Source organism: Almyronema sp. (assembly GCF_052168255.1).
In the GTDB taxonomy this organism is placed as follows: Bacteria; Cyanobacteriota; Cyanobacteriia; order Phormidesmidales; family Phormidesmidaceae; genus Sphaerothrix; species Sphaerothrix epifaneia.
Genome location: NZ_JBQLZL010000064.1, coordinates 126719 through 150466 on the forward strand (window position 1 = coordinate 126719; position 23748 = coordinate 150466).

Annotated in this window: 24 protein-coding genes; 12 read left to right on the forward strand and 12 right to left on the reverse strand. The window is 49.3% G+C overall.

From position 1 onward, the window contains the following. The first annotated feature begins 38 nt into the window (after nucleotides 1-38). The 3 genes from ACTS3T_RS14360 to dprA all read left to right on the forward strand — a co-directional run bounded on the left by ACTS3T_RS14360 (nucleotide 39) and on the right by dprA (nucleotide 2502). A complete protein-coding gene (locus tag ACTS3T_RS14360) occupies nucleotides 39-689 on the forward strand; it encodes a DUF2301 domain-containing membrane protein (protein ID WP_377965757.1) in 651 nt (216 codons plus the stop codon). 5 nt (nucleotides 690-694) lie between these two features. Continuing rightward, complete coding sequence (locus tag ACTS3T_RS14365) at nucleotides 695-1318, forward strand: cytosine deaminase (protein ID WP_377965755.1); 624 nt, start codon at nucleotides 695-697, stop codon at nucleotides 1316-1318. Nucleotides 1319-1398: 80 nt separating this feature from the next. Then, nucleotides 1399-2502: a DNA-processing protein DprA gene (gene dprA, locus ACTS3T_RS14370; RefSeq protein WP_377965753.1), complete on the forward strand. Its 1104-nt coding sequence runs from the start codon at nucleotides 1399-1401 to the stop codon at nucleotides 2500-2502. Here dprA and ACTS3T_RS14375 read toward each other — a convergent pair. Further along, entirely contained in the window at nucleotides 2499-3062 is a 564-nt protein-coding gene (locus tag ACTS3T_RS14375) for an FHA domain-containing protein (protein WP_377965751.1), read from the reverse strand. The two genes, dprA and ACTS3T_RS14375, sit on opposite strands and share 4 nt — an antisense overlap. Nucleotides 3063-3683: 621 nt before the next feature. Between ACTS3T_RS14375 and ACTS3T_RS14380 the strand changes: the two genes are divergently transcribed. Both ACTS3T_RS14380 and ACTS3T_RS14385 read left to right on the forward strand, forming a co-directional pair. Further along, a complete protein-coding gene (locus ACTS3T_RS14380; protein ID WP_377965749.1) occupies nucleotides 3684-5102 on the forward strand; it encodes a 1-acyl-sn-glycerol-3-phosphate acyltransferase in 1419 nt (472 codons plus the stop codon). Nucleotides 5103-5147: 45 nt separating this feature from the next. After that, on the forward strand, nucleotides 5148-6794 hold the full coding sequence (locus tag ACTS3T_RS14385; RefSeq protein ID WP_377965748.1) for a glycosyltransferase family 39 protein: 1647 nt from the start codon (nucleotides 5148-5150) through the stop codon (nucleotides 6792-6794). Between the two features lie 209 nt (nucleotides 6795-7003). On the opposite strand, the gene ACTS3T_RS14390 is transcribed toward ACTS3T_RS14385, so the two are convergent. From ACTS3T_RS14390 to ACTS3T_RS14415, 6 genes are all read right to left on the reverse strand, one after another. Then, nucleotides 7004-7450 (reverse strand): rhodanese-like domain-containing protein, encoded by a 447-nt coding sequence (locus ACTS3T_RS14390; protein ID WP_377965746.1) that lies wholly within the window; start codon nucleotides 7448-7450, stop codon nucleotides 7004-7006. 289 nt (nucleotides 7451-7739) lie between these two features. Beyond that, complete coding sequence (locus ACTS3T_RS14395; protein ID WP_377965744.1) at nucleotides 7740-8564, reverse strand: mechanosensitive ion channel family protein; 825 nt, start codon at nucleotides 8562-8564, stop codon at nucleotides 7740-7742. A 7-nt stretch (nucleotides 8565-8571) separates the two neighbouring features. Then, nucleotides 8572-9750: a hypothetical protein gene (locus tag ACTS3T_RS14400; protein ID WP_377965742.1), complete on the reverse strand. Its 1179-nt coding sequence runs from the start codon at nucleotides 9748-9750 to the stop codon at nucleotides 8572-8574. Between the two features lie 49 nt (nucleotides 9751-9799). Then, entirely contained in the window at nucleotides 9800-10021 is a 222-nt protein-coding gene (locus tag ACTS3T_RS14405; protein ID WP_377965740.1) for a hypothetical protein, read from the reverse strand. Between the two features lie 15 nt (nucleotides 10022-10036). Continuing rightward, nucleotides 10037-11320 carry a mechanosensitive ion channel family protein gene (locus ACTS3T_RS14410; protein ID WP_377965773.1) on the reverse strand — a complete coding sequence of 428 codons (1284 nt, stop codon included), beginning with the start codon at nucleotides 11318-11320 and terminating at the stop codon, nucleotides 10037-10039. Nucleotides 11321-11508: 188 nt separating this feature from the next. Further along, nucleotides 11509-11691: a CsbD family protein gene (locus ACTS3T_RS14415; protein ID WP_377965738.1), complete on the reverse strand. Its 183-nt coding sequence runs from the start codon at nucleotides 11689-11691 to the stop codon at nucleotides 11509-11511. A gap of 730 nt (nucleotides 11692-12421) precedes the next feature. Here ACTS3T_RS14415 and ACTS3T_RS14420 point away from each other — a divergent pair. After that, entirely contained in the window at nucleotides 12422-13153 is a 732-nt protein-coding gene (locus ACTS3T_RS14420) for a tetratricopeptide repeat protein (protein ID WP_377965736.1), read from the forward strand. Nucleotides 13154-13244: 91 nt separating this feature from the next. Here ACTS3T_RS14420 and ACTS3T_RS14425 read toward each other — a convergent pair whose 3' ends face one another. After that, nucleotides 13245-13598 carry a hypothetical protein gene (locus tag ACTS3T_RS14425; RefSeq protein WP_377965734.1) on the reverse strand — a complete coding sequence of 118 codons (354 nt, stop codon included), beginning with the start codon at nucleotides 13596-13598 and terminating at the stop codon, nucleotides 13245-13247. 493 nt (nucleotides 13599-14091) lie between these two features. Between ACTS3T_RS14425 and ACTS3T_RS14430 the strand changes: the two genes are divergently transcribed. Continuing rightward, nucleotides 14092-14514, forward strand: a complete 423-nt coding sequence (locus tag ACTS3T_RS14430; RefSeq protein WP_377965732.1) for a Na-translocating system protein MpsC family protein — start codon at nucleotides 14092-14094, stop codon at nucleotides 14512-14514. A 111-nt stretch (nucleotides 14515-14625) separates the two neighbouring features. Here ACTS3T_RS14430 and ACTS3T_RS14435 read toward each other — a convergent pair whose 3' ends face one another. The 3 genes from ACTS3T_RS14435 to ACTS3T_RS14445 form a co-directional block, all read right to left on the reverse strand. Beyond that, nucleotides 14626-15051 carry a response regulator gene (locus tag ACTS3T_RS14435; RefSeq protein WP_377965730.1) on the reverse strand — a complete coding sequence of 142 codons (426 nt, stop codon included), beginning with the start codon at nucleotides 15049-15051 and terminating at the stop codon, nucleotides 14626-14628. Between the two features lie 346 nt (nucleotides 15052-15397). Beyond that, a complete protein-coding gene (locus ACTS3T_RS14440) occupies nucleotides 15398-16417 on the reverse strand; it encodes an AI-2E family transporter (RefSeq protein ID WP_377965728.1) in 1020 nt (339 codons plus the stop codon). A 143-nt stretch (nucleotides 16418-16560) separates the two neighbouring features. Continuing rightward, entirely contained in the window at nucleotides 16561-16944 is a 384-nt protein-coding gene (locus ACTS3T_RS14445; RefSeq protein WP_377965726.1) for a phage holin family protein, read from the reverse strand. 465 nt (nucleotides 16945-17409) lie between these two features. Here ACTS3T_RS14445 and ACTS3T_RS14450 point away from each other — a divergent pair, with 465 nt between their 5' ends. Continuing rightward, nucleotides 17410-17595: a YqaE/Pmp3 family membrane protein gene (locus tag ACTS3T_RS14450; RefSeq protein WP_377965724.1), complete on the forward strand. Its 186-nt coding sequence runs from the start codon at nucleotides 17410-17412 to the stop codon at nucleotides 17593-17595. A gap of 485 nt (nucleotides 17596-18080) precedes the next feature. Here the strand turns inward: ACTS3T_RS14450 and ACTS3T_RS14455 are convergent, their stop codons facing one another. After that, nucleotides 18081-19082: a DnaJ C-terminal domain-containing protein gene (locus ACTS3T_RS14455; RefSeq protein ID WP_377965722.1), complete on the reverse strand. Its 1002-nt coding sequence runs from the start codon at nucleotides 19080-19082 to the stop codon at nucleotides 18081-18083. A 331-nt stretch (nucleotides 19083-19413) separates the two neighbouring features. Here ACTS3T_RS14455 and ACTS3T_RS14460 point away from each other — a divergent pair, with 331 nt between their 5' ends. The 4 genes from ACTS3T_RS14460 to ACTS3T_RS14475 all read left to right on the forward strand — a co-directional run bounded on the left by ACTS3T_RS14460 (nucleotide 19414) and on the right by ACTS3T_RS14475 (nucleotide 23576). Then, on the forward strand, nucleotides 19414-20745 hold the full coding sequence (locus ACTS3T_RS14460) for a four-carbon acid sugar kinase family protein (RefSeq protein WP_377965720.1): 1332 nt from the start codon (nucleotides 19414-19416) through the stop codon (nucleotides 20743-20745). Nucleotides 20746-20773: 28 nt separating this feature from the next. Then, the gene (locus ACTS3T_RS14465; protein WP_377965718.1) at nucleotides 20774-21163 is read left to right on the forward strand and encodes a RidA family protein; all 390 of its coding nucleotides are present in this window, start codon (nucleotides 20774-20776) and stop codon (nucleotides 21161-21163) included. 95 nt (nucleotides 21164-21258) lie between these two features. Next, nucleotides 21259-21939, forward strand: a complete 681-nt coding sequence (locus tag ACTS3T_RS14470; RefSeq protein ID WP_377965716.1) for a hypothetical protein — start codon at nucleotides 21259-21261, stop codon at nucleotides 21937-21939. Between the two features lie 182 nt (nucleotides 21940-22121). Further along, nucleotides 22122-23576 (forward strand): flavin monoamine oxidase family protein, encoded by a 1455-nt coding sequence (locus tag ACTS3T_RS14475; protein WP_377965714.1) that lies wholly within the window; start codon nucleotides 22122-22124, stop codon nucleotides 23574-23576. Nucleotides 23577-23748 lie beyond the last annotated feature (172 nt).

The window sequence follows — 23748 nt, forward strand, 5'->3', positions numbered from 1 at the left end:
GACAACAGTTTTGTTGTTGCGCTTTATCGGTTTAGCCCATGACATCTGAGCAAGTTGCGGCCCCCGTCTATCAAGGCCAGTTCGGTACTTTTTCAATTACCGCTGCCGATCGGCAAGAGGTGAAGGTCTATCGCGGCGGATTGGCGATCGCAGCGCTTTGTTTAGCGATTGGTAGCGCTCTGGTGGGATGGCAGGGCAGCCAGCCTTGGGTGTTGCAAACGTTAACGGTGCTTTATGCGGGCTTCTGGCTGGCATTAGGTGTTAGCCTGATGAAAATTCACATTTACCTGAAGCCTTTACATCAGTTGCTAAAACTGTTTTGGCTAATGGGTGGGGTGGCGTCTCTAGCGTTGGCAATCATCTATCCGACGCCCTTGTTACTGACGCTCTATCAGCAACCGCTAACCTTGCTGGGGGCTGGTTTCACCTTTGCCGCGCTCACAGGCATCTTTTTTAAGGAAGCGTTTTGCTTTGGGCGGCTAGAAACGCAGCTACTGACGCCGATTGTACCCACGCTGCTGCTGGGTCATTTACTGGGCTGGTTGCCTCCCCTCTGGGAAGGGTGGCTGCTGGCAGCGTGGGCGAGCTTGTTTTTAATTTTTGCTGGTCGTAAAGCTGTACAGGCGATCCCGGACGATATTGGCGATAAAAGCGTGTTTGCTTATCTACAGCAGCAAGCGGCTCAGTAACTTTGATGATTGGGTTAGTCTGGGTGGTGGTTGGGGGAGGGGGGCTGCTGGCGATCGCCGCGATCGCTTTGGCTGGGATGCACCTACCGCGCTTTTTGGCCGTGACCCGGCCTTTGGCTGCCGACATTTTGGTGGTAGAAGGTTGGATTCCAGACCAGGCGGTTAAAGGGGTAATTTCTGAAGTTTTACAGCGACGCTATCGAAAAATTGTGGTGATTGGCCCTCCCCTGTGGAAAGGCTTTTACCTATCGCAGTACAAAACCTATGCCGAACTGACCGCAGCAACGCTCATTAGTTTGGGCATTTCGCCAGATTTGGTACAAGCTGTTCCCTGTCCAGCCGTTGAGTCTTTTCGCACCTATACAGCGGCTTGCCACCTTTACCGCTGGCTGCAACAGGTGACTCCAGCGATAAAAGCGATCAACCTCTACACCTATGACTGTCACGCACGCCGCAGTTGGCTAGTGTTTAAGCGGGTTTGTGCGCCTCAGATCAAGGTGGGCATTATTGCGGCACCCGCGCTCAATTACAATCCTCGGCGCTGGTGGCAAACCAGTGTGGGTTGTCGGCAGGTTGCGACCGAAGCGATCGCTTATGGCCATACTCGGTTTTTTAACTGGCGGGCCTAAAGGCGGCGGCCATATCCTATTGATGTCCTGGTTGGGGGCTGGGGAATAGTAAAGCCAGCGTTCTCGGCTAGGGTAGCATCGTGGTAGACGAAAAGGCGTATTGGTTGGCTTGGTCAGGCATTAGCGGTATTGGCCCTGTCTTGCTGAAGCGCATCTATGAGCAGTTTGGCAGTTTAAAAACGGCTTGGACAGCCCCGTCAGAAACGCTCCAGCAGGTTGAAGGCATTGGTCGGCAATTAGCAGAAACCATTCTCAAAAGCCGCTCCCAGTCTGAGCCGGAAGCGTTACTCAGCCAGCACCTAGAGCGAGGGGAAACGTTTATCACCCCAACGGATGCCGACTATCCTAGTTTGCTGTTTGAAATTGCCGATCCGCCCCCTGTTTTATATTACCGGGGTCAATTGCAAGCTGCGATCGCTCAACTATCCGGCTTGCCTGTTGGCCTCGTGGGTACCCGTAGCCCTTCAGACTACGGCAAACGCTGGACGCGCAAACTCACTCAGGGGCTGGTACAGCAGGGTTGCGTGATTATTTCGGGCTTGGCGGATGGCATTGATGCGGTGGCTCATCAGCAATGCTTGGCTCAGCAGGGGCTAACGATTGCTGTTCTGGGTACTGGGGTAGATGTGGTCTACCCGTTGGCTAATCGTCGGCTTTATGAACAAATTGCCGCTGAGGGACTATTGCTGAGCGAATATCCGCTGGGCACCGCGCCTAGCCGTAGCCACTTTCCGCAGCGTAATCGCATTATTGCTGGACTTAGCCGAGCAATTATTGTGACTGAAGCACCCCAGCGATCGGGGGCTTTGATTACGGCTCGGCTGGCCAATGAGTATGGTCGGGATGTTTATGTATTGCCCTGTTCACTCGATAACTCGCGGGGTTTAGGCTGCTTAGCACTCATTAACCAGGGAGGCCAGCCCATCTTAAGCGTGGACATGCTATTAACCCAACTGGGTAAAATGCCGCCAATGCCGACGGCTGCACCTAGCAAACCGCTTCCTGAGCTAGAGCCAACCCTAGCTCAGGTGATGGCAAGCGTGACCGATGAACCCTTAGCCCTCGACAAAATTGTGCAAAAAGCCGGGTTGGCGACGGGAGCCGTTTTGAGCGCATTGATGCAGCTAGAACTGCTAGAGCTTGTCAGCCAACTGCCGGGTATGCACTATCAGCGACGGCTTTAGCAACAGGTTTCTTCGCTATCGCGGAGCTGACTGCCACTGCCGCTGACAAAAAACTCAACCCGTAAACTACCAAACTCTAGCAGGTCGCCATGGTGTAGCGGTCGCCGTTCTAAAGAGTTGAGCCGCCGACGGTTGAGCCAGGTGCCGCGATCGCTGCCGACATCAGTGAGATAAAAGCCGCTGCTATAGGAAAACCCAATGACCGCATGGCAGCGAGAAACCTCAAGGTGATCAATGGTGACCGCACAACTTGAACTACTCCCCAGCAGCCAGTTAGAACTTTTGGGGAGTACCTTAATGGTTTGATCGGGATTGAGGTTGGTGACTAAAAAAGCCGATTGCTGAACAATAATACCTTGGATATAAAGTGTAGTGAGCTGACAGGCGGTTGGGGCTGAGAGAATGGGGTCAATAATAGCGTTGACCTGATCAAAGTCATAATTGCAGTTGTGAAAAAGCGCATCCAATAAAATGGGGTCTTGTTGACCGGAAGCGGGATCTTGAAGGGATAAATGATGAGCCGATTGACGGCTAGAACCTGATGGATAGCGAGGTGACATAGTGTTTGGTAAAGACATGACACAGCTAGCAAGGCCATCTCAAAATCAACAAGCGCAATCATTTGAGACAGCCATCAGCACCCCGTTAACCTCCAGGCCATAATGCTAAGCTACAGCCGTCTAGGTCAGTCATCAAAAATTATTGTGCCTGGTTCAATAAATCTATTGCTGGCACGATAGATTTTGAGGATTGAACTAGAGTCGCGATCGCTTTTGATTCAGGCGGGAGCTGACCAAACGGCCAGCTAACTAACTTGAATGAGACAGCGTCGCTTATCTGTCAGCTATTGAGCTGGAGTTATCATTCATTAAACGGGTGTTTTTCAGCTATTGCAATCCGAGTTTCGCGCGACTTTATAAAAGCTTTACGTAAACCTAGAATTGCAAAAACGGGGTTAATTTTAGAGTTTGAAGAAACAATTTTTTGAGTAGCTCTCCTCGCCAAAGAGCGAAAATTATTATCAGAAAGTTGTGGCTTAAAGCTTCCGTATTTACAACCAACTTGTTTAACCAATACGGAAAGCATCAGCCCGATTAAGGGGGACAAAAATTTATATTTGCTCCGTAGATATACCGATAGTATCGGTTTGAGAAACGACTCTATCTTTAAGGAAATTTGTTTTGCCGACTGTTGCTGCTCGTGCCCAACCGCCTTTAGCGTTCATTCCGCCTCAATTCAACCCAGTTGTTTTACAGAGCCTTCGATATGTGATGCCCTGGTGGATACGCTGGCGTACCCACCTTGCTCAGATTCAGGCTGAGGATGTAGAGAGGCTAGTGAGTGCGTATCAGCAGTTTCAGGCGGGGCAAACGCGGGTTTTGATCGCTTTTCGTCATCCCAGCCCGGACGATGCCTTTTGTCTGGCGTATTTGCTCTGGTATCTGTTGCCCCAAAAAGCCCGTCGGCTCAAAGGGGCGATCGCGGGGACACCTCATATTCACTTTATTTACGATCGCGGTATTCCGCTGTGGGCAGGGCAGTGGTTGGGCTGGCTTTACTCCCGCTTGGGCGGTACCCCCATTCAGCGGGGCAAAGTGGACATTATGGGGCTGCGTTCAGCTCGACAACTATTTGTCAACGGCCAGTTTCCGCTGGCGGCTGCCCCAGAAGGCGCTAACAACGGCCACAGCGAAGTGGTTAGCCCCTTAGAACCTGGAATCGCCCAGTTGGGCTTTTGGTGTGTCGAAGATTTGCGTAAAGCTCAACGGGAGCAAGCGGTGATGATTTTGCCATTGGGCATTCAGTACCACTATGTGCAGCCGCCGTGGCAGGCCGTGGCCCAGTTGTTAACCCAGTTAGAAGCTGAAAGTGGTTTGAGTCATGCTATAGAAGCTGGACAAATGCAGCGGCTCGCCGCGCCGTTGCGAGAGCGCTACCCTCTACCGGAAGTAGCAACAGCGCTCTATGCGCGATTGTTACGCCTAGGTGAACATTTGCTCTCTCAAATGGAAAACTACTACCGTGAGTTTTACCATGTAGCCCTTTCTCCTCTGGAAGCAACGGCGGATGACTTTAATACTCACCTTGCCCAGCGTCTCGATCGGCTATTGTCAGCCGCGTTAGCGGTAGCAGAAGCTTACTTTAAGGTAACGCCTCAAGGCAGCGTGATTGATCGCTGTCGTCGTATAGAGCAGGCCGGATGGGACTGGATTTATCGCGATGAGCTGCAAGCAGATAAAGCGGTGTCGGCTGTGGAGCGAGGGTTGGCTGATCGGATTGCTGAAGAAGCCAGTCTGCGAATGTGGCATATGCGTTTAGTGGAAAGTTTTGTGGCTGTAACGGGGCGCTATGTTTTAGAAAAGCCGACCGTTGAGCGCTTTGCTGAAACTGTGCTGCTGCTGCGAGATACGGTTGCTCGCATTCAAGGTCGCAATCCTTTCCCTCGGCCTCAACTAGGGCGGCAAAGGGTACAAATGCGGCTGGGTGAACCGCTTTTTGTCAGCGATCGCGCTACTGCCTATCGCCAAAATCGACGGCAGGCGGTGGCCGATTTAACGGCTGATTTGCAAGCGGCCTTAGAACGCCTGATCTTGCCTTAGGGCTTCAACTTTGGGTGACAATGAGGACAGTTCTTCCTCAAACCTATGCTGACGGCGAGTAAATTTAAGCAAACTTCATCTAAACCCTCACTTCAGCCAGCGTTGCTGGATCGACTGTCGCTAGCTTTTTTGGGCTTTGGCCTTGTGGCACGGCTGGTACAGTATGCGGCTAACCGTTCACTTTGGTTTGATGAGGCCAGTCTGGCGATTAATCTGGTCAATCGCTCTTATGGGGAACTGCTCAAGCAGCTCGATCATGGTCAGGCAGCTCCGCCGCTGTTTCTTTGGGGCGAAAAGCTGGCAATTCAGCTATTGGGCAATCACGAATATGCGCTCAGACTGCTACCGCTGCTGGCGGGCATTCTTTCGCTAGGGCTGTTTTACCACTTGGCCAAACAGTTGACGACGGGCATCACTACGCCCATTGCGATCGCTCTATTTGCCTGTTTGGAGTACACCGTTTATTACGCGGGTGAAGTGAAGCCCTACATGAGCGATTTAACGATCGCCTTATGGTTGTTTTTGCTGCTAATGCCGCTACATTGTCTTTACCTAAGCAGGAAAAAACGTATCTGGCTAAGTGTAGTTGGGGCGGTTTGCATTTGGGCTTCGTTTCCGTGCATTTTTGTGCTGGCGGCTGTAGAGCTAATCAATTTGCTCAAGCTGCGGCTGTGGCAGCGATCGCGGCTTGAGCTTCAGACCTGGCTATTGGCTCGCTTACCGATGTATGGGGTGTGGCTGACTAGCTTTGGGGTGTTATATACCTTGGTGATTCGGCAAGCCCTTGATAATGAAGGGCTGGTTGCTAGCTGGGCAGTGCGTTATCCCGATTCCTGGTTTGATGTTGTTTGGCTGCTGGATGCGCTGGGTCAGTTTTTCTACCGACCGCTAGGCTTTTTGGGCTTTACCGATGCGATCGCGGCGGTTGTGTTTATTTGTGGCTGTGTTTATCTCTATCGGCGCGATCGATGGCAACTGGCTTTGTTGAATGCGCCTCTGCTGGTTACGTTGATTGCCAGCTATTTTCACAAATACCCCTTTCGAGGACGACTGATTTTGTTTTTGGCTCCGTTTGCCCTGTTGATTGTGGCTGAAGGGTTGACGGTTTGTATGCACCAGTTAACTCAGCAGCGACGCTATCGAATGGCTTTGAGTGCAGTGGCTTTGATTGCGCTGCTGGTTTTTCCGGTCGGACGGATGAGCCTAAATATAGTTAAGCCTGAACGCTTTTTGTTTGACCATGTCCGCCCTGTGCTGGACTATATTCAAACCAACTGGCAGGCGGGCGATCGCCTCTATGTTTTGCCGGGGCCGCTACAGCAATTTTTGTATTATCGCCAGCGCTATGACTTCCCACCTGAGGCGACGCTGCTCAGTCCTCATCCGGTGCCTAGTAACCGCAGGCTAACGGCTGCAGAACTGCTGAGTTATCGTCAGGATTTAGCTCAGTTTAAAGATCAACCCCGCGTTTGGCTGCTCATGGCGCGTAAGCGGCCTCAGGTTGAAACGGCGCTTTTAGCCGAGTTAAAACAGTGGGGCCAGCCCTTAGACGTGGTAAAGCAACCGTTAGCTGTAGGACTGCTTCTAGATCTGAGCCAGTCTCACCCGTTTGATTCGGTGAGTTTGACAACAGCCACGCCATTAGCCAACGCTGGTTTGTCAGCAGAATCAGGCGCAGCGAAGCCTCGCTAAAGGCAGCGGCCAGAAAGAGGGTTTGCTATCAGGAACTGACAGCTATTTGCATGTCTCAACGCTTGTGGCTGCGGCTATAGAAGGCAAAATCAAAGGTTTGCTACAGAGGGCTGGCTACAAGTCACCCAGCAAAACCGCGATCGCTTTTTGGGCGATCGCGGTCAAATACGATGGGTAATCAAAACCCAAAGCTGAAGCGTCTAGCTAATTTATACCGTCGCCATTTGGCCTTCGGTTGGCCCAGAGATAGCCTTCCAAGCCGGCAGACCCCCTTTGATGCGAGCCACACTCGAAAAGCCTGCGGCGGCTAAGTCGCTGGCGGCTTGCCCAGTTTCTTCATCAGACTCACCGTAAACATAGATATCACGGTTGCTTTCGAGGGCGGACTGAGCCTCAGAAGCTAGGTCTGACATAGACATGGGGATAGCCCCGGTAATGCGCTCTTGGTTGTAGGCTTGGCGATCGCGTACGTCAATAATGGTTAAACCAGGCTCACCCCAATCTAAACGCTGCTTCAAGTCAGAAGCGGTGGCTTCTGGCTGCATTGGCGGCGGTGAAGGCAAAGGTGCTGTAACCGTTTCTTTTACCTGCTCTACAACCGCTTGCTCACGCTGATCGGCCTTGTCTAGGATGTTTGGGTCTGGGTTATTTTCCATAATGGATAAATCTATTGCTTCGTAAACTATCAGTAGAAATCTTAAAAAAGTAACTGCACTTTCTCATCCACCCATAGATACACTTTGCCAGCAACAGCCAAAACCACAAGTCAGACACAGGTGGCTTGGGTTTGATTTAGCTAAAGCTGACAACCCTGCCTTGGCTTAACCTTTTTAGGTAGAAAAATAATGGGTTTTAGCTAATACTGGCTGGCTCAAACAAAGCTGATGACAAGGTAAAATAAAGCGGCTGTTTGAAGAGAATAGCCAACAAAAATCTGTCTACGGCTTAACCTTGAATCGTCAGGTTGAAAGGAGGCGGGTAGGCAATATTTTGCTGGCTGAAGAGGGCTTTAGCCCGTTTGATCAAATCGGTTCGATAGTGGATTTCATCCCGAATATCCATTGGATACGCTTCTAAGCTGAACTGAGTTGATTCTGGATTTTCAACCAGTTCAACTGAAACGGGAAATCGCAGATCAGTATACTTGCTGGTCTGAGCTACTCGGCTCAAAATATGCATCACCTGATCTACATCAACTTGATGGCTTAAATAAAAATCAACCGTAACCAGCGCTTCGAGTTTGCCGCGATTGGCATTAATGACTGGCTGCGTCCAAACCTGATTGTGGGGAATAGTGACATCTCGATCCTCTAGCGTTCGCAGGCGGATACCGCGCAACCCATAGCGGGTGACTTCACCATATTGATCCCCAATTTGAATGCGATCGCCCACTTGATAAGGCCGCTCAAACAGCGAAATCAAACCAGCGCTGACAGAGCTGGCATAGTCTCGAAAAGCAAAGCCTAGCCCTAGAAATAGAAAAGCCGTTAGTGCTAATAAGTTACTGGGAGAAAGCTGCAAAAACCGACTCAGCAACAAAACAACAGCCCCTAAAAAGACAAGCGCTCGACAAAAAGGTAACGACTGCTTGATGCTAAGCCGAAACTGAAGCGGCACATGCTCAGAGAGCCAGTTAATCACTCTATCTAAAATCAAGAAAGCGAGATAGGTGATGCCTAAAATTAAGATCCCTTGGAAAAGTTTATCTAGGGTAATTTTTTGGACTAACGCCTTAATTTGATCGGCTGATTCGAGCAGTTCTTCAAACATGGGCTAATTAGTCAACTATAAAATTATTGCGTCTGAGATCAGCTCGTAGCGGCAAATAGTAAGCTGGATTGAGCTGATAATTTGAACCTGCGATCGCAATGAGATCTTGTCGCCGCAGCGGCAACGTTTGGTTGGTGACTTTGCCAATGCGATCGCCTAAGGTTCGTGCCAAGTGCGCCAAGCTCATCGAACGATGTAGCGTCAGAGAAAATAGCAGGTAGCGATCGTCAGCCGTTAAGGTGGGTAGCTCGGTGAAAGCCAGCTTTTTCAAAATGACTGAGGCTTCATCTTCCTGCGGCGAACCGTCCAGGGTGGCGGATGCCTCCTGGTAGCAGAGCGAACGTAACCAGAGAGCCGCAGCTACCTGGCTAATGCCACCAGCAGCCGTGGCGAGAGCGGCAAAGTATTGTTCTTCGGTTTCAGAAGCCCATAGCTGTGGCTGTTCTGACGATGTGGGAGCCGCTTTGGAAGCTGTCTGGGTTTGCTCAACGGTAGCAAAGGTATGCTCGACGGTGGCTTCTAACGGAGAAAGCCATTGCTTAACCGCTAAGCCATCCATCATGGGTAGAGTGAACGTCTGCTGAAAATAGGCTCGGATGTGACAAACACTGTCTAAATATTGCCAAGCCCATTGGTTGCAGCTTAAAACCCAAAAATGACGGCGATCGCCCGCGATGGCTTCTCGCAGATAATCGATCGCAGCTAGACCATCGGCACAACGCAAAAAACACTGATCTAAACTGGGCATCACGACCACCTGAGGCTGACCCTCGTCGGCTGATATAGTTTCGATTGCCTGGGCAAGCTTATCGGCAATGTCGGTGTAGGTGGAGGGGCGCTGGTTCCAGTCGGCGAACAAAGCCACCGGAGACCACGCCGCTTGATCTAAAACCCAGCGCTGATATTTTTCTAACGGTTCTGTAGGGTCAGCAAGAATGACCAGGTGATTGTGATTTTGCGGATCCGACCGCCATTTTTGCAGAGCAGTTTCTAGCTGCGATCGCAACTGTTCTTGATGCGGTTGGGGTAAAGGTAAATCAGCGATCGCTAAAGCAAATTTTGTTGCGATCGCGGTGGGTAAAGACCCTGGCGACAACTTAGACGCGGTTGTCTTAACTTCCCCTGCTTTAGCGTTAAAAGTGGTAGCAGCAAGCCAGCTACGAACAAATTTAGCTAGACGTTTCATAAACTATCAGCCTTGGAAATCAGCTTCTGCACAAAGGCTGACCCTGCCCTTAACTTGACAAACTACAGTCCGGAAAACGTCCGCGTTTGCAAGCGGTAACAATGGTATTACGGCATTCTAAAAGGCTGGCTCCTGTCCGCTCAGCGACCTCATGCAAACTAATGACCGGGTACTGAGATTCCGGCGCTTGTAAATACAGCTCAAAAGCCGCTTCTAAAATATGAAAGTTAAAAGATTCAGTCTGCAAAGTTTTTGCAACCAGGCCAAGCATGACTTACCTCACGGGCTAATCTTGCTGTAATTCTGCTTGTTGTTGATGAATTTGATCGTCTATCCCAGGAGGGGCATTACGAAACAGCAAGGTGTAAATTTCTGTGGGCATTTCAACAGCAGCGGCTTGCAAAGCTTCTTTTACTGCTTGCGCAACCGCCGATGAAGTACCCAAAAACTCACCTCGTCGAGAATCAACCCAAAACAGCACTTCTAAATTGACGGTACTAGCCGCTAACTCTTGCACAAAAACTTCTACTGGAAATTCCGGCGTTACCCCTTTAATTTGGCGCACAGCAGCGATAATTGCTTGTTTAGCCTTATTAATATCAGCGTCATAGTCAATGCCAACCATCACTGAACTGCGACGCTGGGTAGAGGCCGTGTTGTTAATAATGCTGGCCTGAAAAACTTCTTGATTGGGGATATAAACCATACGACCGTCGTAGGTTTTGAGCGTGGTGGCTCGTAACTGAATCTGGGTGATAGTGCCTTCGTATTCGCCAATGACTACCTGATCCCCTAAGCGAAACGGGCGGGCTGCGAGCAAAATGACACCCGAAATGTAGTTGCTCAACACGTCTTTGAGGCTAAAACCAATGGCAACGCTGGTTAGGCCAAGGGCTCCCAGCAAAGCACCAAAATCTAGCCCCATTACGCCTAGCGCCACTACCGAACCCAAAATCCAAACGCCGCCATAGCCTAAGCGACCAACTAAGACTTCGGTACTGCGATCGCCTTCAGTTTGTTGCGCCCAGCGAAAAGCGCCGTAGCGTACCCCGCTGGCTAAACTCCAGGTAATCAAAACGATAATAAAAGCGCCTGTTAACGCTGGTAAGCGATCGATAGTGTCTCGTCCGAGATCTCGCAGCGTCGTGTTGATGCGCTGAGCGACATCAATTGCCAGCGGCGGTTTATTAAAGGCTTGAGTTAGTTGCTCAGCCCAGCGCTGTGCCAAAGCTTCTAAAGGTAAGCCAAAGTCATCAGCATCTTGCTGGGTAATGGTCATCAAAACCCGATTGTTTAGCCGCAGCGTAGCCAGGGTTCGCTCAGCACTAAATTGAACGTCAACCTCGCCAGGATCTTCTGCATTTAGCACAATACTGGCAATTCGCCGATTGATGATTTGAGCGCGTTCTCTTGCACTAATGTCAGTGAGTCCGCCAATTTGAAAAATAGGACGCCCTCGCACAGCCACATCTGCAAAGTACAAGCCGTCGTCTTGCAAAGTAGCGTTGCTAGCGGGTGCGGCAATTTCGCTGGCTCCTTCTTCTAGCTGCGCTGGCAAAGCAGTGGCCATCATCACCCACCACCCGCTTGCTAAAAGCAGAAAAAAATAACGCTGATATCGCCGCAAAGTTGAATAGCCCGTCACGGTGGTTTTTACAGTTGAATCTTAAACTAAACCAGCGTAAATCTATCCGCTCATTTAGACAAGAAAAAACGGGCAGCAATAGCCGCCCGTTAGCTTAAAGAAAAGCTCAAAAATTAGTCAAGCTTCTTCTTGAGGTTGTCTTTTACGTCTTCTTTAGCATGTTGTGCTTGTGCTTCAACTTGCTTTGACTTACCTGCGGCCTTGTCTTGAGGATCGCCCGTCACTTCACCAGCGGCCTCTTGAACCTTGCCTTCGACGTTCTTGGCAGTAGCTTTCATTCTATCTTCAGCAGACATAAAGGTTCTCCTTTTTCTTACTTAATCAAAAAATTAGTGTATGCATAACTAACTATTAACCATGTTAGACAAAAGCATTTGAAGCCTCATCTATCGCTTGGACTATTTTGACCTGGACAAACCTAAACAAAATCAGAAATAGCGTTTTTATGCCCTAGGGTAGAACCCAGCATGGAAGAAAAAAGGTATGAAAACTTTTAACTCAAACTGGTGATTAACAGCCATAGGCAGAAGGCTCAAGGCAAAAGACAGAATAAACGGGTTTAATTAGCAGATTTCAGACATTTCATCGCCTCAAACTCAACGTCTACAGCCATACAAAGGCTGGCTTAAATCGCGACAACGAGCAAAGTAGAAAACCAATCTACGGCGCTTTTTTAACCAGACAGAATTAAATGCTTGGCGTTCTTGGTTCCGTTTGAGGAGTTAGCCCTTAGCAGTTTGAAGATTCTAATTTTCAATGCAAACCTGCTTTGCCCGGAACAGGAGTCACTAGGACAAACGTCACCTAAAGAGGCGTCAACACGGTGAGACGAGCCTAGACTGGACTCATTTCGTGGGCGATCGCCTGGTTGCAAAACTTAATAATTTGTCAAAAGTCCTGATTTTTAGGAATATCGACGTCACTGTTGAAGTATGAAAGTATGGGGTTGAGGGATGCGTTACCTTAATGCCATACAGGTTTGTATACGATAGGCGCAGTTGCGCTGCAATAATAGGATTCTTTTCGATGAAGTTACTTTCGAGTTCAATGTCTGTGGCGCTGGGGTTAATCGTTGCCAGTGGTGTGGCGATCGCTAGCTTGCCCGTTCAAGCCCAAGAGATTTTGCAGCAGCAAGGGCAGCTTGCTCCTGTAGAAGATGAGTACACGTTTGCAGGTGAAGCTGGGCAGGCCGTAACGATTCGGCTTTCGAGCAGCGATTTTGATCCGGTTTTGTCGTTGCTAGCTCCAAACGGTGAAGAAATTGCCGTCAACGACGATTACGGCGGCACCCTCAACTCAACCATTGTCATTACCCTGCCTAGTAGCGGCACCTATCGAGTAGTGGCGCGTTCCTATTCAGGGCAAGGGGGAAGCTATAGCCTCACGGTGGGAGCCGCTTCTGACTTTGAAATTTCCTTTACGGAAGCTTTGGCAGCCGTTCAGCAGGGTGAGTTTGAAGCAGCGATCGCTGACTATACTCAAGCGATTGAGATCGAACCCGATCGCCCTGAAGCTTACGTAGGCCGCGCTGACGCTTATTTCGGTATTGCCTATCAAGAGCTAGGGGATGCGTTGACCAGCCCTGACATGCTAGATGAAGAGATGCGAACTGCGATCGCCAGCGATTACGAAACGGCGGCAGATCTGTACGAAGCCCAAGGAGACAGCGACCTCGCCCAATCCTTGCGAGAGCAAGCTACTTACATTCGCACGGGCGAAACACCAGAAATTCCAGATGCGATTGAAGAAGGAGCTTAAGCTGCTTCTTTAAAAGCGCTTAACAGATCAGTAGCGTAGTTAAAAAACTACGCTACTGTCATTTACCCTAAATTATTCTGGCTGTGTCGGTCTACCGCCACGTCCGGTTGCCATCTTCGTCGGTGCGAGCCTGACGGATAACATCAGATATTTCTTCTGCATCGGTTACGTGATGGAGCGCTTCTCTTTCGCCATCTTCTTTATCAACTACAAAGTAAGTGGGAACAACCACTGGATCCCCTGTGATATCAGCGACATCTACGGCCACTTGCTTTGATTTTTCTTCTAGAGATTTGTGTTCCTGAACGCGATCGCCAGGGTTAACTGTCAGATTTTCGTTTCTAAGCGCTTCTTTGTGAGCTTGCTTTTGCTCAGGCGAAACCTCTTCCGGGGTGAGAGGCTGCTTAATTTGATTTTCTTTTTGCTCAGTATTATCGGTAGCCATAATAAACTTAATTCCCTATCTATAACGTTAGCTTTCTATTACTAATTTAAAAAAATCAGCCAGACTAGCACATCGCTCAAAGGAGGTAACTCTAGCAAAACGGTTTAGATTCCCCTAAATCTTCCTTACAAGGGGAGACTTCCAAGCCAATCCCCCTGCTTCAAAGTCGTAGGGGGGAGCGGTGAGTGCCTAAAATCACAATCATTGGCTTTCCCAATACCCTCCAAGGCAGATTTGGGGAATTCCGTAGATTGACTACCCGTGATGGAAACTCGAACAATATCCGCTAAAGTTACTCAATTGCAAGTGGCTTTTTAAAGAGCTATTTCTGCTAAATTTCTATCTTTAGATAGATGCTTATGTTCCGGGGGAAAAAACTAGTCAAAAATCATAATTCTGCTAGACTAATTAACATGAATTAGTATGCAAATGCTTTTCATAATGTAATTTTTTGTGAGTAACCATCACGCAATAGCTATAGTAGTGAAGGAAAATGGCAGAGATCAAGGAAGCTCCCCAAACTGCTCAGCAGCTAGAGCAATCGTTGTCTCGCGCAATTGAGTCGCTCTACATCAGTAAACTAGGGCAGCAGCCCAGTCAAATCACTTGCCAGTTTTTTGAAGCGAAACTGGCGATTGTTCTAGAAGAATCGCTTACGCATTTAGAGCAGTTATTGATTGGCGCTGAGCAAAACAAAACAGCGCAGCGAATGCGGGCTACCCTAAATCGTTCCTTACAAAATCGAATTAGCCGCTTACTGGAAGAAATGGCTGGAGTGGCTGTAATCGATTTTCTCAGCAGTACGACTTTCGCCACGCGCCGCACGGGGATAATCGTAGTGTTTCAGGATGCGCCTGCGGTTAACAATCCCTACGTTATTCCCAAATATAAAAGCCTGAAATCGACCAAAGATTAGACTGGCTGGAAAGAGTCCTCCAGCCAATATCTGTTTAAGATTTGCGATGGGGCAAAGTTGATTTGCTCTCGCTAACTTTGGTTGAGCTTGAAGACATTTTTAGCCAAAGCGCTACAAATACAGGGCTAAAATGCTGTTGAGATCTTCTAGCATATAAGGCTTGCTCAAATAGCTGGTAAACCCAGCGGCCATGATTTGCTTGCGATCGCGTTCACTAGCTAAAGCGGTCACCGCAACCACCGGAATCGAGCGGGTTTTGGCATTTTGCTTCAGCTTCTGCAGAATTTCGATGCCGCTCATTTGGGGCAAAAGAATATCTAGCAGAATCAGTTTAGGTTTAGCTGCTGCCGCGATCGAAAAAACGGCACTAGGATTATCGGTCGAAATGCAGCGACAGCCATAGAGTTCGGCAGCACAGGTGATGAGCTGTAGACTGTCTAAGTGGTCGTCAACAGCCAAAACTAAAGGCCCCTGATTGCCTTCAACATCCTCAGAAGTAGAAGACACGTTACCAGACGACACGGAAATGAGAGTCATACCTACTCCAGGGCTTGAGATAAAATAAACCGCTTGTAGAGAATTGAGTAGGAGTCACCAGATCAATGGATACCGCATTGAACATCAATTGGCCCCTGAAATGTTAGCTAAGTTCTCTAAACTTGCCAGGGATGGGAAGTTTATAAAGAAGTTGAAGAAGCCAGAACACTGCTTTAATGTTGGAGCCAATCTTAACAAAATCCTAAGACTCTTGCAATAACTTTACTCTGGTTTGCTAAAGGTTCACAGCTACGTGTAGCTTTGCGCTAAAGCCAAGTCATTTTGGCATTTTATCTCTACAGTATACAGATTTTACTACCCAATGCTATTTTGCCAATATTTCTACCTAGTGTTGGTCTAAAAAGCGTTTAACCCAAACTTCTTCTATCCAAATCTTGCTAACAATCGCCAGGGGCAAGGCTAAAATTAGCCCTAAAAAACCAAAAAATATGGTAAAAGCAATTTGAGATAACAAGGTCAAAGCAGGTAGCAAAGAAACTTGTTTTTCCATCACCAATGGAGTCAAAACGTTGCTTTCAACCTGCTGTACCAAAATGTACAAAATAATAACGGCGATCGCTTTCCAAGGGGCATCTAAAAGGGCGATCGCTGTGGGTGGAATAACGCTTAAAACTGGCCCCACATTAGGAATAAAAGCTAGCAAACCTGCCAGTAACGCATTAGCTAACGCCAGCTTAACGCCTAAAATGAGTAGCCCAATACCGCTAAGAGTAGCGATAATACTCATGTTAAAAACAATCCCCAAAAACCAGCCAACGATCGCCGTCTCGCATTCTGCGAGAATATCGTAAACTTTAGGTCTAAAAGAACTGGGAAACAGGCGAACAAAAACCTTCTGATAAGGTGTTGGATCTGCTAAGAGCATGATCGAAACCACCGTAATCAATAGCAGATTCAGAATAATAGACAGCGTGTTGGAGAAAAAAGTATACACCCTGCCAAATAGCATCCGCAAGTCAAACGACTGTAGCTGCTGAAGAAAGCTATTAAAGTCTTGTAGGTTTCTAGTTAAAACGCCGGGAATAATAGATTCTAGAGAATTGAACCAAGTTTGAATTCTTTCAATAATACTGGGGAAAAGCTGAATCAAACTTTGTAGCTGATCCACAAACGGTGGCCCAATGCCGCCAATTAAAATAGATAACACAATTAAACAACTGGCTACCGCAATTAAAACAGCAATACTTCTACGGTAAGTCACCCGCTCTAAGCGATAAACAAGCTGGTTAAGAACAGTTGCAATAATAACGGCGAAAAAAGTCAGCAGCAAAACTTGCCGAATTCGCCAAAGAATATAAAGGGATAAAACCAGCGCAACTAAAGCTATCCAATCTTTTAGTTTCAAAAGATGGCCTCTCTACCTCGTCAACGGCAAGCCTCTTCCGGTTAAAAAGTTGTCTAAGAAACAAAGACGAGTGGCTACAAAATAACCACTCATCTACGCTTTATAAGTTGAAAAAGGCAAAACTCATGTCAGCTTTTGTCGAACTAGCTGTCAGCTTCGGTGGCCTTACCCTGAATGACGGGATAGCGCTCACCCAGATAGTTACCCAGAAAAGTGCTGACCAAAGATAGGATGATAGGGCCAGCAATAATTGCTAAGGGGCCACTGACGCCAAACCCAGGAACGAGGACTGACGACAACCAGAAGCAAATACCGTTGACCACCAGTGAAAATAAACCAAACGTTACTAGGTTCAGCGGTAGAGAAAGCACCGAAAGAATTGGCTTAATCAAGGAGTTAACAACGCCAATAGAAGCCGCAGCAATCAACGCTGCCGGAAATGTGGCAATGTTGACACCCGGAACAACCAAATCAACAACTAGCAGACTCAGAGCCGTCACCAGTCCGGTTAATAAAAGTTTCAGCATAGATTTGTTTACCTCAAACAGTGTTTAATTATTAACTTAAGTTTTAAGCCGCTTAGCGTAGTTAGCTTTAGCTCAACTGACCGATTAAAACTGGCTTGCCGATCGCTCAAGTAGCCCAAGCTAAAAACCCAGCGGAACCTTAATTAAGCTTGGCAAATCACAACGCAGCTTACCTCTCTCAAAGGGTAGATTCCTCAGAGAGCCGGTTTTACAAAGGCGAGATTTTTCTGAGCCTACCTTGAGCAATGACCGCAAAAGTGCTTTATGGCCTTTCTTTTAGCCGACTATTGCTCAGCCCAGCAGAGCGTCTGATTCAGGTTCTAAAGGGCTAACCAAAGAATCACAAGGGTCTAAAACGTAAAATTTATCCAACACCGAGAATTATCTTCCTGGTGATAGATAAGGGTAAGAAAGGTATTGACATATATTAGAGTCAAAAGCAATATTTTGGGTAATAAGAAAGAAATGAAAATTTTACGATTTATTCTCGGTATTTTAATTCCACCCGTCGGTGTCTTTTTGACCTATGGTGTGAGCACCACCCTACTTATTAACATCTTGCTGACGCTGTTGGCTTGGTTGCCCGGTAGCATTCACGCCGTTTGGGCGATCGCTAAGCACTACGAAAAGACGGGCGAAGGCGCTTACTAAGTGAGCCTTTAGCGTTTAGCTACCTTTTTACTTTCTAGAACCAAAAGCTGCAACCGATCGCTGGCTTTAGCGGTAAGCGTATGCAGCTTTTCTTTTGTTTAATTGCTTTTTGCTGTTCTAAAAACTTTTAAGTGCGGCAGCAGTTTTTTCTGGTGACGCCCTTCGGTGACTAACCGCCAAGCTGGGGCTAAACACTTGGCGTTGCTGCCGCCAGTGGCGTCAGCAGCAACCTACTCTAAAAGCGGGCAAATTTTACTTTCGTAAAAGCTGCAACGCTAGCTTTTTTGCGTGTGTATGCTGAACCGCGTCTACGGCTGCGTTTTTAATATTAGCAGCCAGCTAGCGGCTTACGAATTGCCTCAATTAACAGTTTTGAAGCGGTTTACCTGAGCTTTCAATTCAATCACCAGGAAAATACGGTTCACCTGGCACTTTATAGGGTTTATTTGGGTGAACTGGCGACTGACCCTTAAATAGCCGTTTGCTTAGAGGCTGACTTGCTGCAAGTTTTGGCGAGGGTTGAAAGTGCGCTGATCGCGAATTTTTTCGTACAATTCTTTTTCCGCCGTTGTCAGGTCTTTGGGGGGCACAACCAGAACTTTTACCAGCTGATCGCCACGTCCGCCTTTGCGATCGGGCCAACCTTTGCCCCGTAGCCGCAACGACTGGCCTGAGCGAATGCCCGCAGGGACATTAACCGTTACTGGCCCATCGGGAGTTGGCACTTCGATTTTAGCGCCCAAAACAGCTTCGTCAGGCGCGATGGGAACTTCACAGGTTAGCTTGTCGCCTTCAAATTGGAAAAAGCTGTGAGGCAATAGCTCAACCGTTAAGTACACATCGCCGCGTCGTTGGGTGCGTGGGTCGTAGCTGCCTTTGTTTCGTAGCCGAATCTTGGTACCCGGTTTGGCACCCGGTGGAATGCGAACATCAACGACTTCGCTGCCAATGCGTAACCGCTTTTGAGTGCCTTGAAAGGCTTCGCTCAAGCTAAGCGAAATGTTGGCTTCTTGGTCTAATGAGGTGCTGCTACCTGCGCCCGTGGAGAAGCCATCAAACCCCGAAAACCCTGAGCCGAAGCCTGCCGACCCCGGCGAAGTGCGGTAGTTATAGGTTTGCCGCGAACCGCCCGTTGGCCCGCCTGTTCCCATGCGTCCCAACAGTTCGCTGATAAATTCTTCAAAGCTGCCGTAAGCGCCAAAGTCAAAGCCCCCAAAGTCACCCGGCGTGCCTTGATATCCGGCTTGACTCGCTTGCTTCCAATACTGGCCGAATTGGTCATACTTACGCCGCTTGTCGGTGTCTGACAAGACCTCGTAGGCTTCGCTGACTTCTTTAAATTTTGCCTCTGCGGCTTTGTCACCGGGGTTGACATCGGGGTGATACTTACGCGCTAGCTTACGATACGCCCGTTTAATTTCATCGGCGCTGGCCGACTTGCTCACGCCCAGAACAGCATAATAATCTTTGAAGTCAGTCGCAGCCATCGGCTGTCCTCCTCACCGAACGATTCGCTATTAAAAGAAACGCTAGAACCCTTTGAGGTGTCACATAGCAACCGAGGGATACGGGCTAGCTTAAGGCTAAACCGCCTCAGCGCACAAAACCTCGTAAACTTAGCCTAACAAACAGACCTGGCAGTCGAGGTTCGGTTCTCTGGATGCGGCGATCGCAATTTTTAGCCATCGGGCAATAGCCTAAACCCAACTCAAGGCGAAAGACTCTGGCGAACAGTTGCGTGCGGGGGATTGATTCAACGGCGATCGCCTACCTGATAACCCTGCGTGATAAGGTGCTTAGCAGAGTGCAAAAACTGCGATGCTAGCTAAGCCCAAAATCATTGTTTTAGATGATGATCCGACGGGGTCACAAACAGTGCATAGCTGCTTGCTGCTGTTGCGTTGGGATGTAGACACCCTATGCGTTGGCTTGCAAGATAGCTCACCGATCTTTTTTATTCTTACCAATACCCGCGCTTTGCCAACCGCCGAGGCTGACGCCGTCACGCGCGAAGTTTGCCGAAATCTCAAAACAGCGATCGCCCAAGTTGGCCTTCAAGACTATTTGGTGGTTAGTCGCTCTGACTCTACGTTGCGGGGGCATTACCCGGTAGAAACCGATGCGATCGCAGCCGAACTTGGCCCCTTCGACGCTCACTTTTTGGTGCCCGCTTTTTTTGAAGGGGGACGCCTTACCCGTGACAGCATCCACTATTTACTAATAGACGGCGTTGAGACACCTGTTGAACAAACAGAGTTCGCCCAAGATTCGGTTTTTGGCTATCATCACAGCTATTTGCCTGACTATGTGGCCGAAAAAACCCAGGGACGAATTTCGGCTGATCAGGTTGAACGCTTTTTGCTCAGCGATATTCGGCAAGGAAGCCGCGATCGCCTGCTGCAGCTAACGGGCAACGTCTGTGTGGCGGTAGATGGCGAAACGCAAGCCGATCTCGATCGCTTTGCGGCAGATTTACTGGCTACAGCGGCTCAGGGCAAAAAGTTTTTGTTTCGCAGCGCGGCCAGCATTTTAACGGCCTTAGCTAATCTCCCGCCTCAGCCTGTGCCAGCCGCTGACATGGCCACCTATCGTCGCAGTCACCAACCAGGGATTGTGCTGGTAGGTTCCCATGTGAAAAAGACAACTCAGCAGCTAGCGCCGCTATTGGCCGAACCCGGTGTAGTGGGCATAGAAGTTGAAGTCGCTCGTCTGCAAGCCGATTCAGAGTCTGCTTATCCGCAGTTGTTGCAGCAGGCGATCGCAGCGGTTGCAGCGGCCTATGAGCAGGGCAAAACGGCTGTGATCTATACCAGTCGCCAAGAGTTGACCTTTGCCGATACTCAGACTCGGCTAGCCTTTGGCGGCCAGGTTTCGGCGCTGTTGATGGATATTTTGCGCGGCTGTCCGGCTGACATTAGCTTTTTAATCAGCAAGGGGGGCATCACTTCCAACGACACCCTCAGCCAGGGGTTAGCGCTCAGAACGGCGCGGCTGCTTGGCCAAATTTTGCCGGGGGTTTCTATTGTGCGCACACCCGCTGATCATCCCCAGTGGCCTGAGCTGCCAGTGGTCTTGTTTCCAGGTAATGTGGGAGAGGCAACGGCTTTAGCCACGGTCTATCATCGGCTGAGCCAAAACGAAACCCCTTAAAACTCAAAGCTCACACTTTAATATCGCTATGAATCGCCAAGTTATTCAAACCGACCAAGCGCCTGCTCCTGTGGGGCCTTACAACCAAGCGATCGCGGCTTCTGGGCAATTTGTGTTTGTGGCGGGTCAAATTCCACTCGATCCCAAATCAGGCGAAATCGTCGGTGCCGCAGAAGTAGAGGTACAAACGCATCAGGCGATCGCCAATATGACTGCTATTCTCAAAGCGGCTGGCGCTCGGCTGGATCAGGTGGTTAAGACTACAATTTTCCTCAAAGATATGAATGACTTTGGCAAGGTGAACGGTGTCTATGCTCAGTATTTTGACGCAGAAACCGCGCCTGCCCGCGCCTGCGTAGAAGTTGCCCGCCTGCCTAAAGATGTCTTAGTTGAAATTGAATGTATTGCCGTGATTTAGATAAAGTCGCGACTCACCTGGCGGAAACGCTTGAGCAAAGTGGGTAGTCAAACGAAAGCGGCAAGGCCGTATATTCGTTTCGTTTAGATTATTTTATGAACGCTATTCGTAAGACCGCCGATCGGGTACTGGCAGGAATGCTGGCGCTGGAGTTTTTGCTGGCGGTGATTTACCTAGTCGGTGTGTTTCAAACCGGGCAACCTTGGGCAGCTTTTGATTTTGACGGCCTGCGAACGGTGCCGTCGTTGCTGCAAAGTGCTCACCTCTTTTTGCTGGGCTTGGTGCCTGCTGTGGTGATGGGGTTAGCGCAACCGAATAAGCGATCGCCTTCGCGATCGCTCCTGCTAGCGCTGACGGTGTTATTTCTCTATGCGGCTTTGGATGAAACGTTTAAGTTTCACTTAACGCTGGGGCATCAAGCTTGGCGGTTTGTCTATATTGGCGCTGGTACGGCTATTCCGGTAGTGTTTCATCGGCAACTGCATCGGCTCTGGCACCAGTATCGCCGCGCGGTTAAATTTGCGATCGCTGGATTTGTCGTTTTTGTGTTGGGTGGCTTTGGCACCGAGTTGCTGAAAATATATCTGCTAGCGCCTGCTTTTGCGGCTTTGCCTGTTCGCTATGGAGGGCTAACGGCGGAACTGGAGGCCGTACGGGTGGCAATCGAAGAGTTTGCCGAACTAGTGGGTGAAAGTTTGACGCTTTATGGAATGAGTTTGGTGGCGGCTGAGTGCTTAACCCCTGCTCCTGAGCCAAACGATCCACCTCAGATCTAGTCTTTGCCGGGGGCGATCGCCCTGCAAGCGATTGAGATCTGACCCCATACCCTGGCAAAGTCCAGTTTTTAGGTTTTTTATCGCAGTAGCCACCCAGATAAACCCCAGCAATGGCCGTAAACCTCTAATAGAAAGCCTTTTCGTTCTGCCTTTTGCCCTTCACCTTTGCCTTTAGCAATACCATGTGTTCTCGTCAAGCGGCTCAGTTAGATCCTTTTCAGTTAAAAAGGCGATCGCCTCAACCATCAACTACTGGCAAAACGTTGATTGTTGGGGCGGGGTTGGCGGGGTTGGTCGTGGCTTATCGGTTGTGGCAAGCCGGGATTGATTGCGAAATTATTGAAGCAAGCGATCGCGTTGGTGGCCGCATTCATACCTGCTTTAATGCCCTCGGTACTGGGCTTCCGGCTGAGCTAGGGGGTGAAGTCTTCGATTCCGACCATGCTCACTGTCTGCGTCTGATTCAAGAATTGGGGTTGCCGCTGGTAGATTTGCACCAGCAAGTGCCTAACTATGACGAGGCGACTTACTTTTTTCAAGGGCAACGGCTGGAGGTGGCAGCGCTAGCAGCCGATTTTGCCCCAGTTGCGCGGCAGGCGGCGGCTGACCTGCTACAAATTCAGCCTTTTTTACAGCAGGCTCAGGTGACAGAAAAAGCCCGCGCCCTCGATCGCCTCTCTATTATGGAATACCTTGATCGCCTGGGCGTTGCGGCACCGTTGCGAGATGTGATTCGGGTTGCCTATACCATTAAGTACGGCTGCGAAGCAGAAGAACAGTCTAGCCTCAACTTTATTGGGTTTAGCGGCACCCAACCTAATACCTTTGCCCTGTTTGGCCACAGTGACGAACGGTTCTATCTGCAAGGGGGTAACGAGCAGTTAATTCACCGTTTAGCCGCGCCGCTAGCTGCCAGCATTCAAACGGTAACTGCTTTAGAAGCGCTCTCGGCTTTGCCAGAGGGAGGTTACTGTGCCTATCTGCGATCGGGTCAACGGGCTTTTGAAAAGCGCTGCGATCGCGTTGTGCTGACAATTCCTTTTAGCGTGCTGCGCCAGATTCCACTCAGAGTTGAGCTACCAGAACGGCAAAGACAGGCGATCGCGCAGCTAGGTTACAACCACAGCCTTAAACTCATCACTGCCTGCAAACATCGCCACTGGCAACCCCAGTCAGCTTTGCTCTATAGCGACCTGCCTTTTCAACACATTTGGGAAACTACCGCTAGCTTACACAGCCCTCAAATGGGCTTGCTGACCAATTACACTGGCGGGCAGCAAAGTTTGCGTCACCTGAGCGAAACCCCCGAAGCTCAAGCCCGTCAGCTAATTCAGCAGCTAGAGCAGGTTTTTCCAGGAATTCAAGCGGTTCACCAACCGCAAGCCGTACTACGAAGTGACTGGTTGACCAATCCTTATACGCAAGGGGCTTACACCTGTTACCGCGTTGGGCAATGGACGCAGTTTTACGGAGCCGAAGGTCAGCGCACCGATAACCTCTTCTTTGCGGGTGAACATTGCTCTAGCCAGTACCAAGGCTATATGGAAGGAGCCTGCGAAACCGCTGAGCGGGTAGCAGCAGCCATTTTGCAAGACTTATCGCTGTCGCCACCCGCACTGAAACCCTTCAATGCCTAAAAGCCGCTGACAGAAAAGCTTTGCTTCTGCCCACTGCCCCTAGCCTTTTGTCTTTAGCACCGGGATATGACCAGCGGTGAAATGGTTCATACCGATTCTTCAAAGTAAAGGTACAGATGAGAATGCCGAAACGTCTGCAGAGCAAAGACTGTTCAATTCAAAATCGAAAATC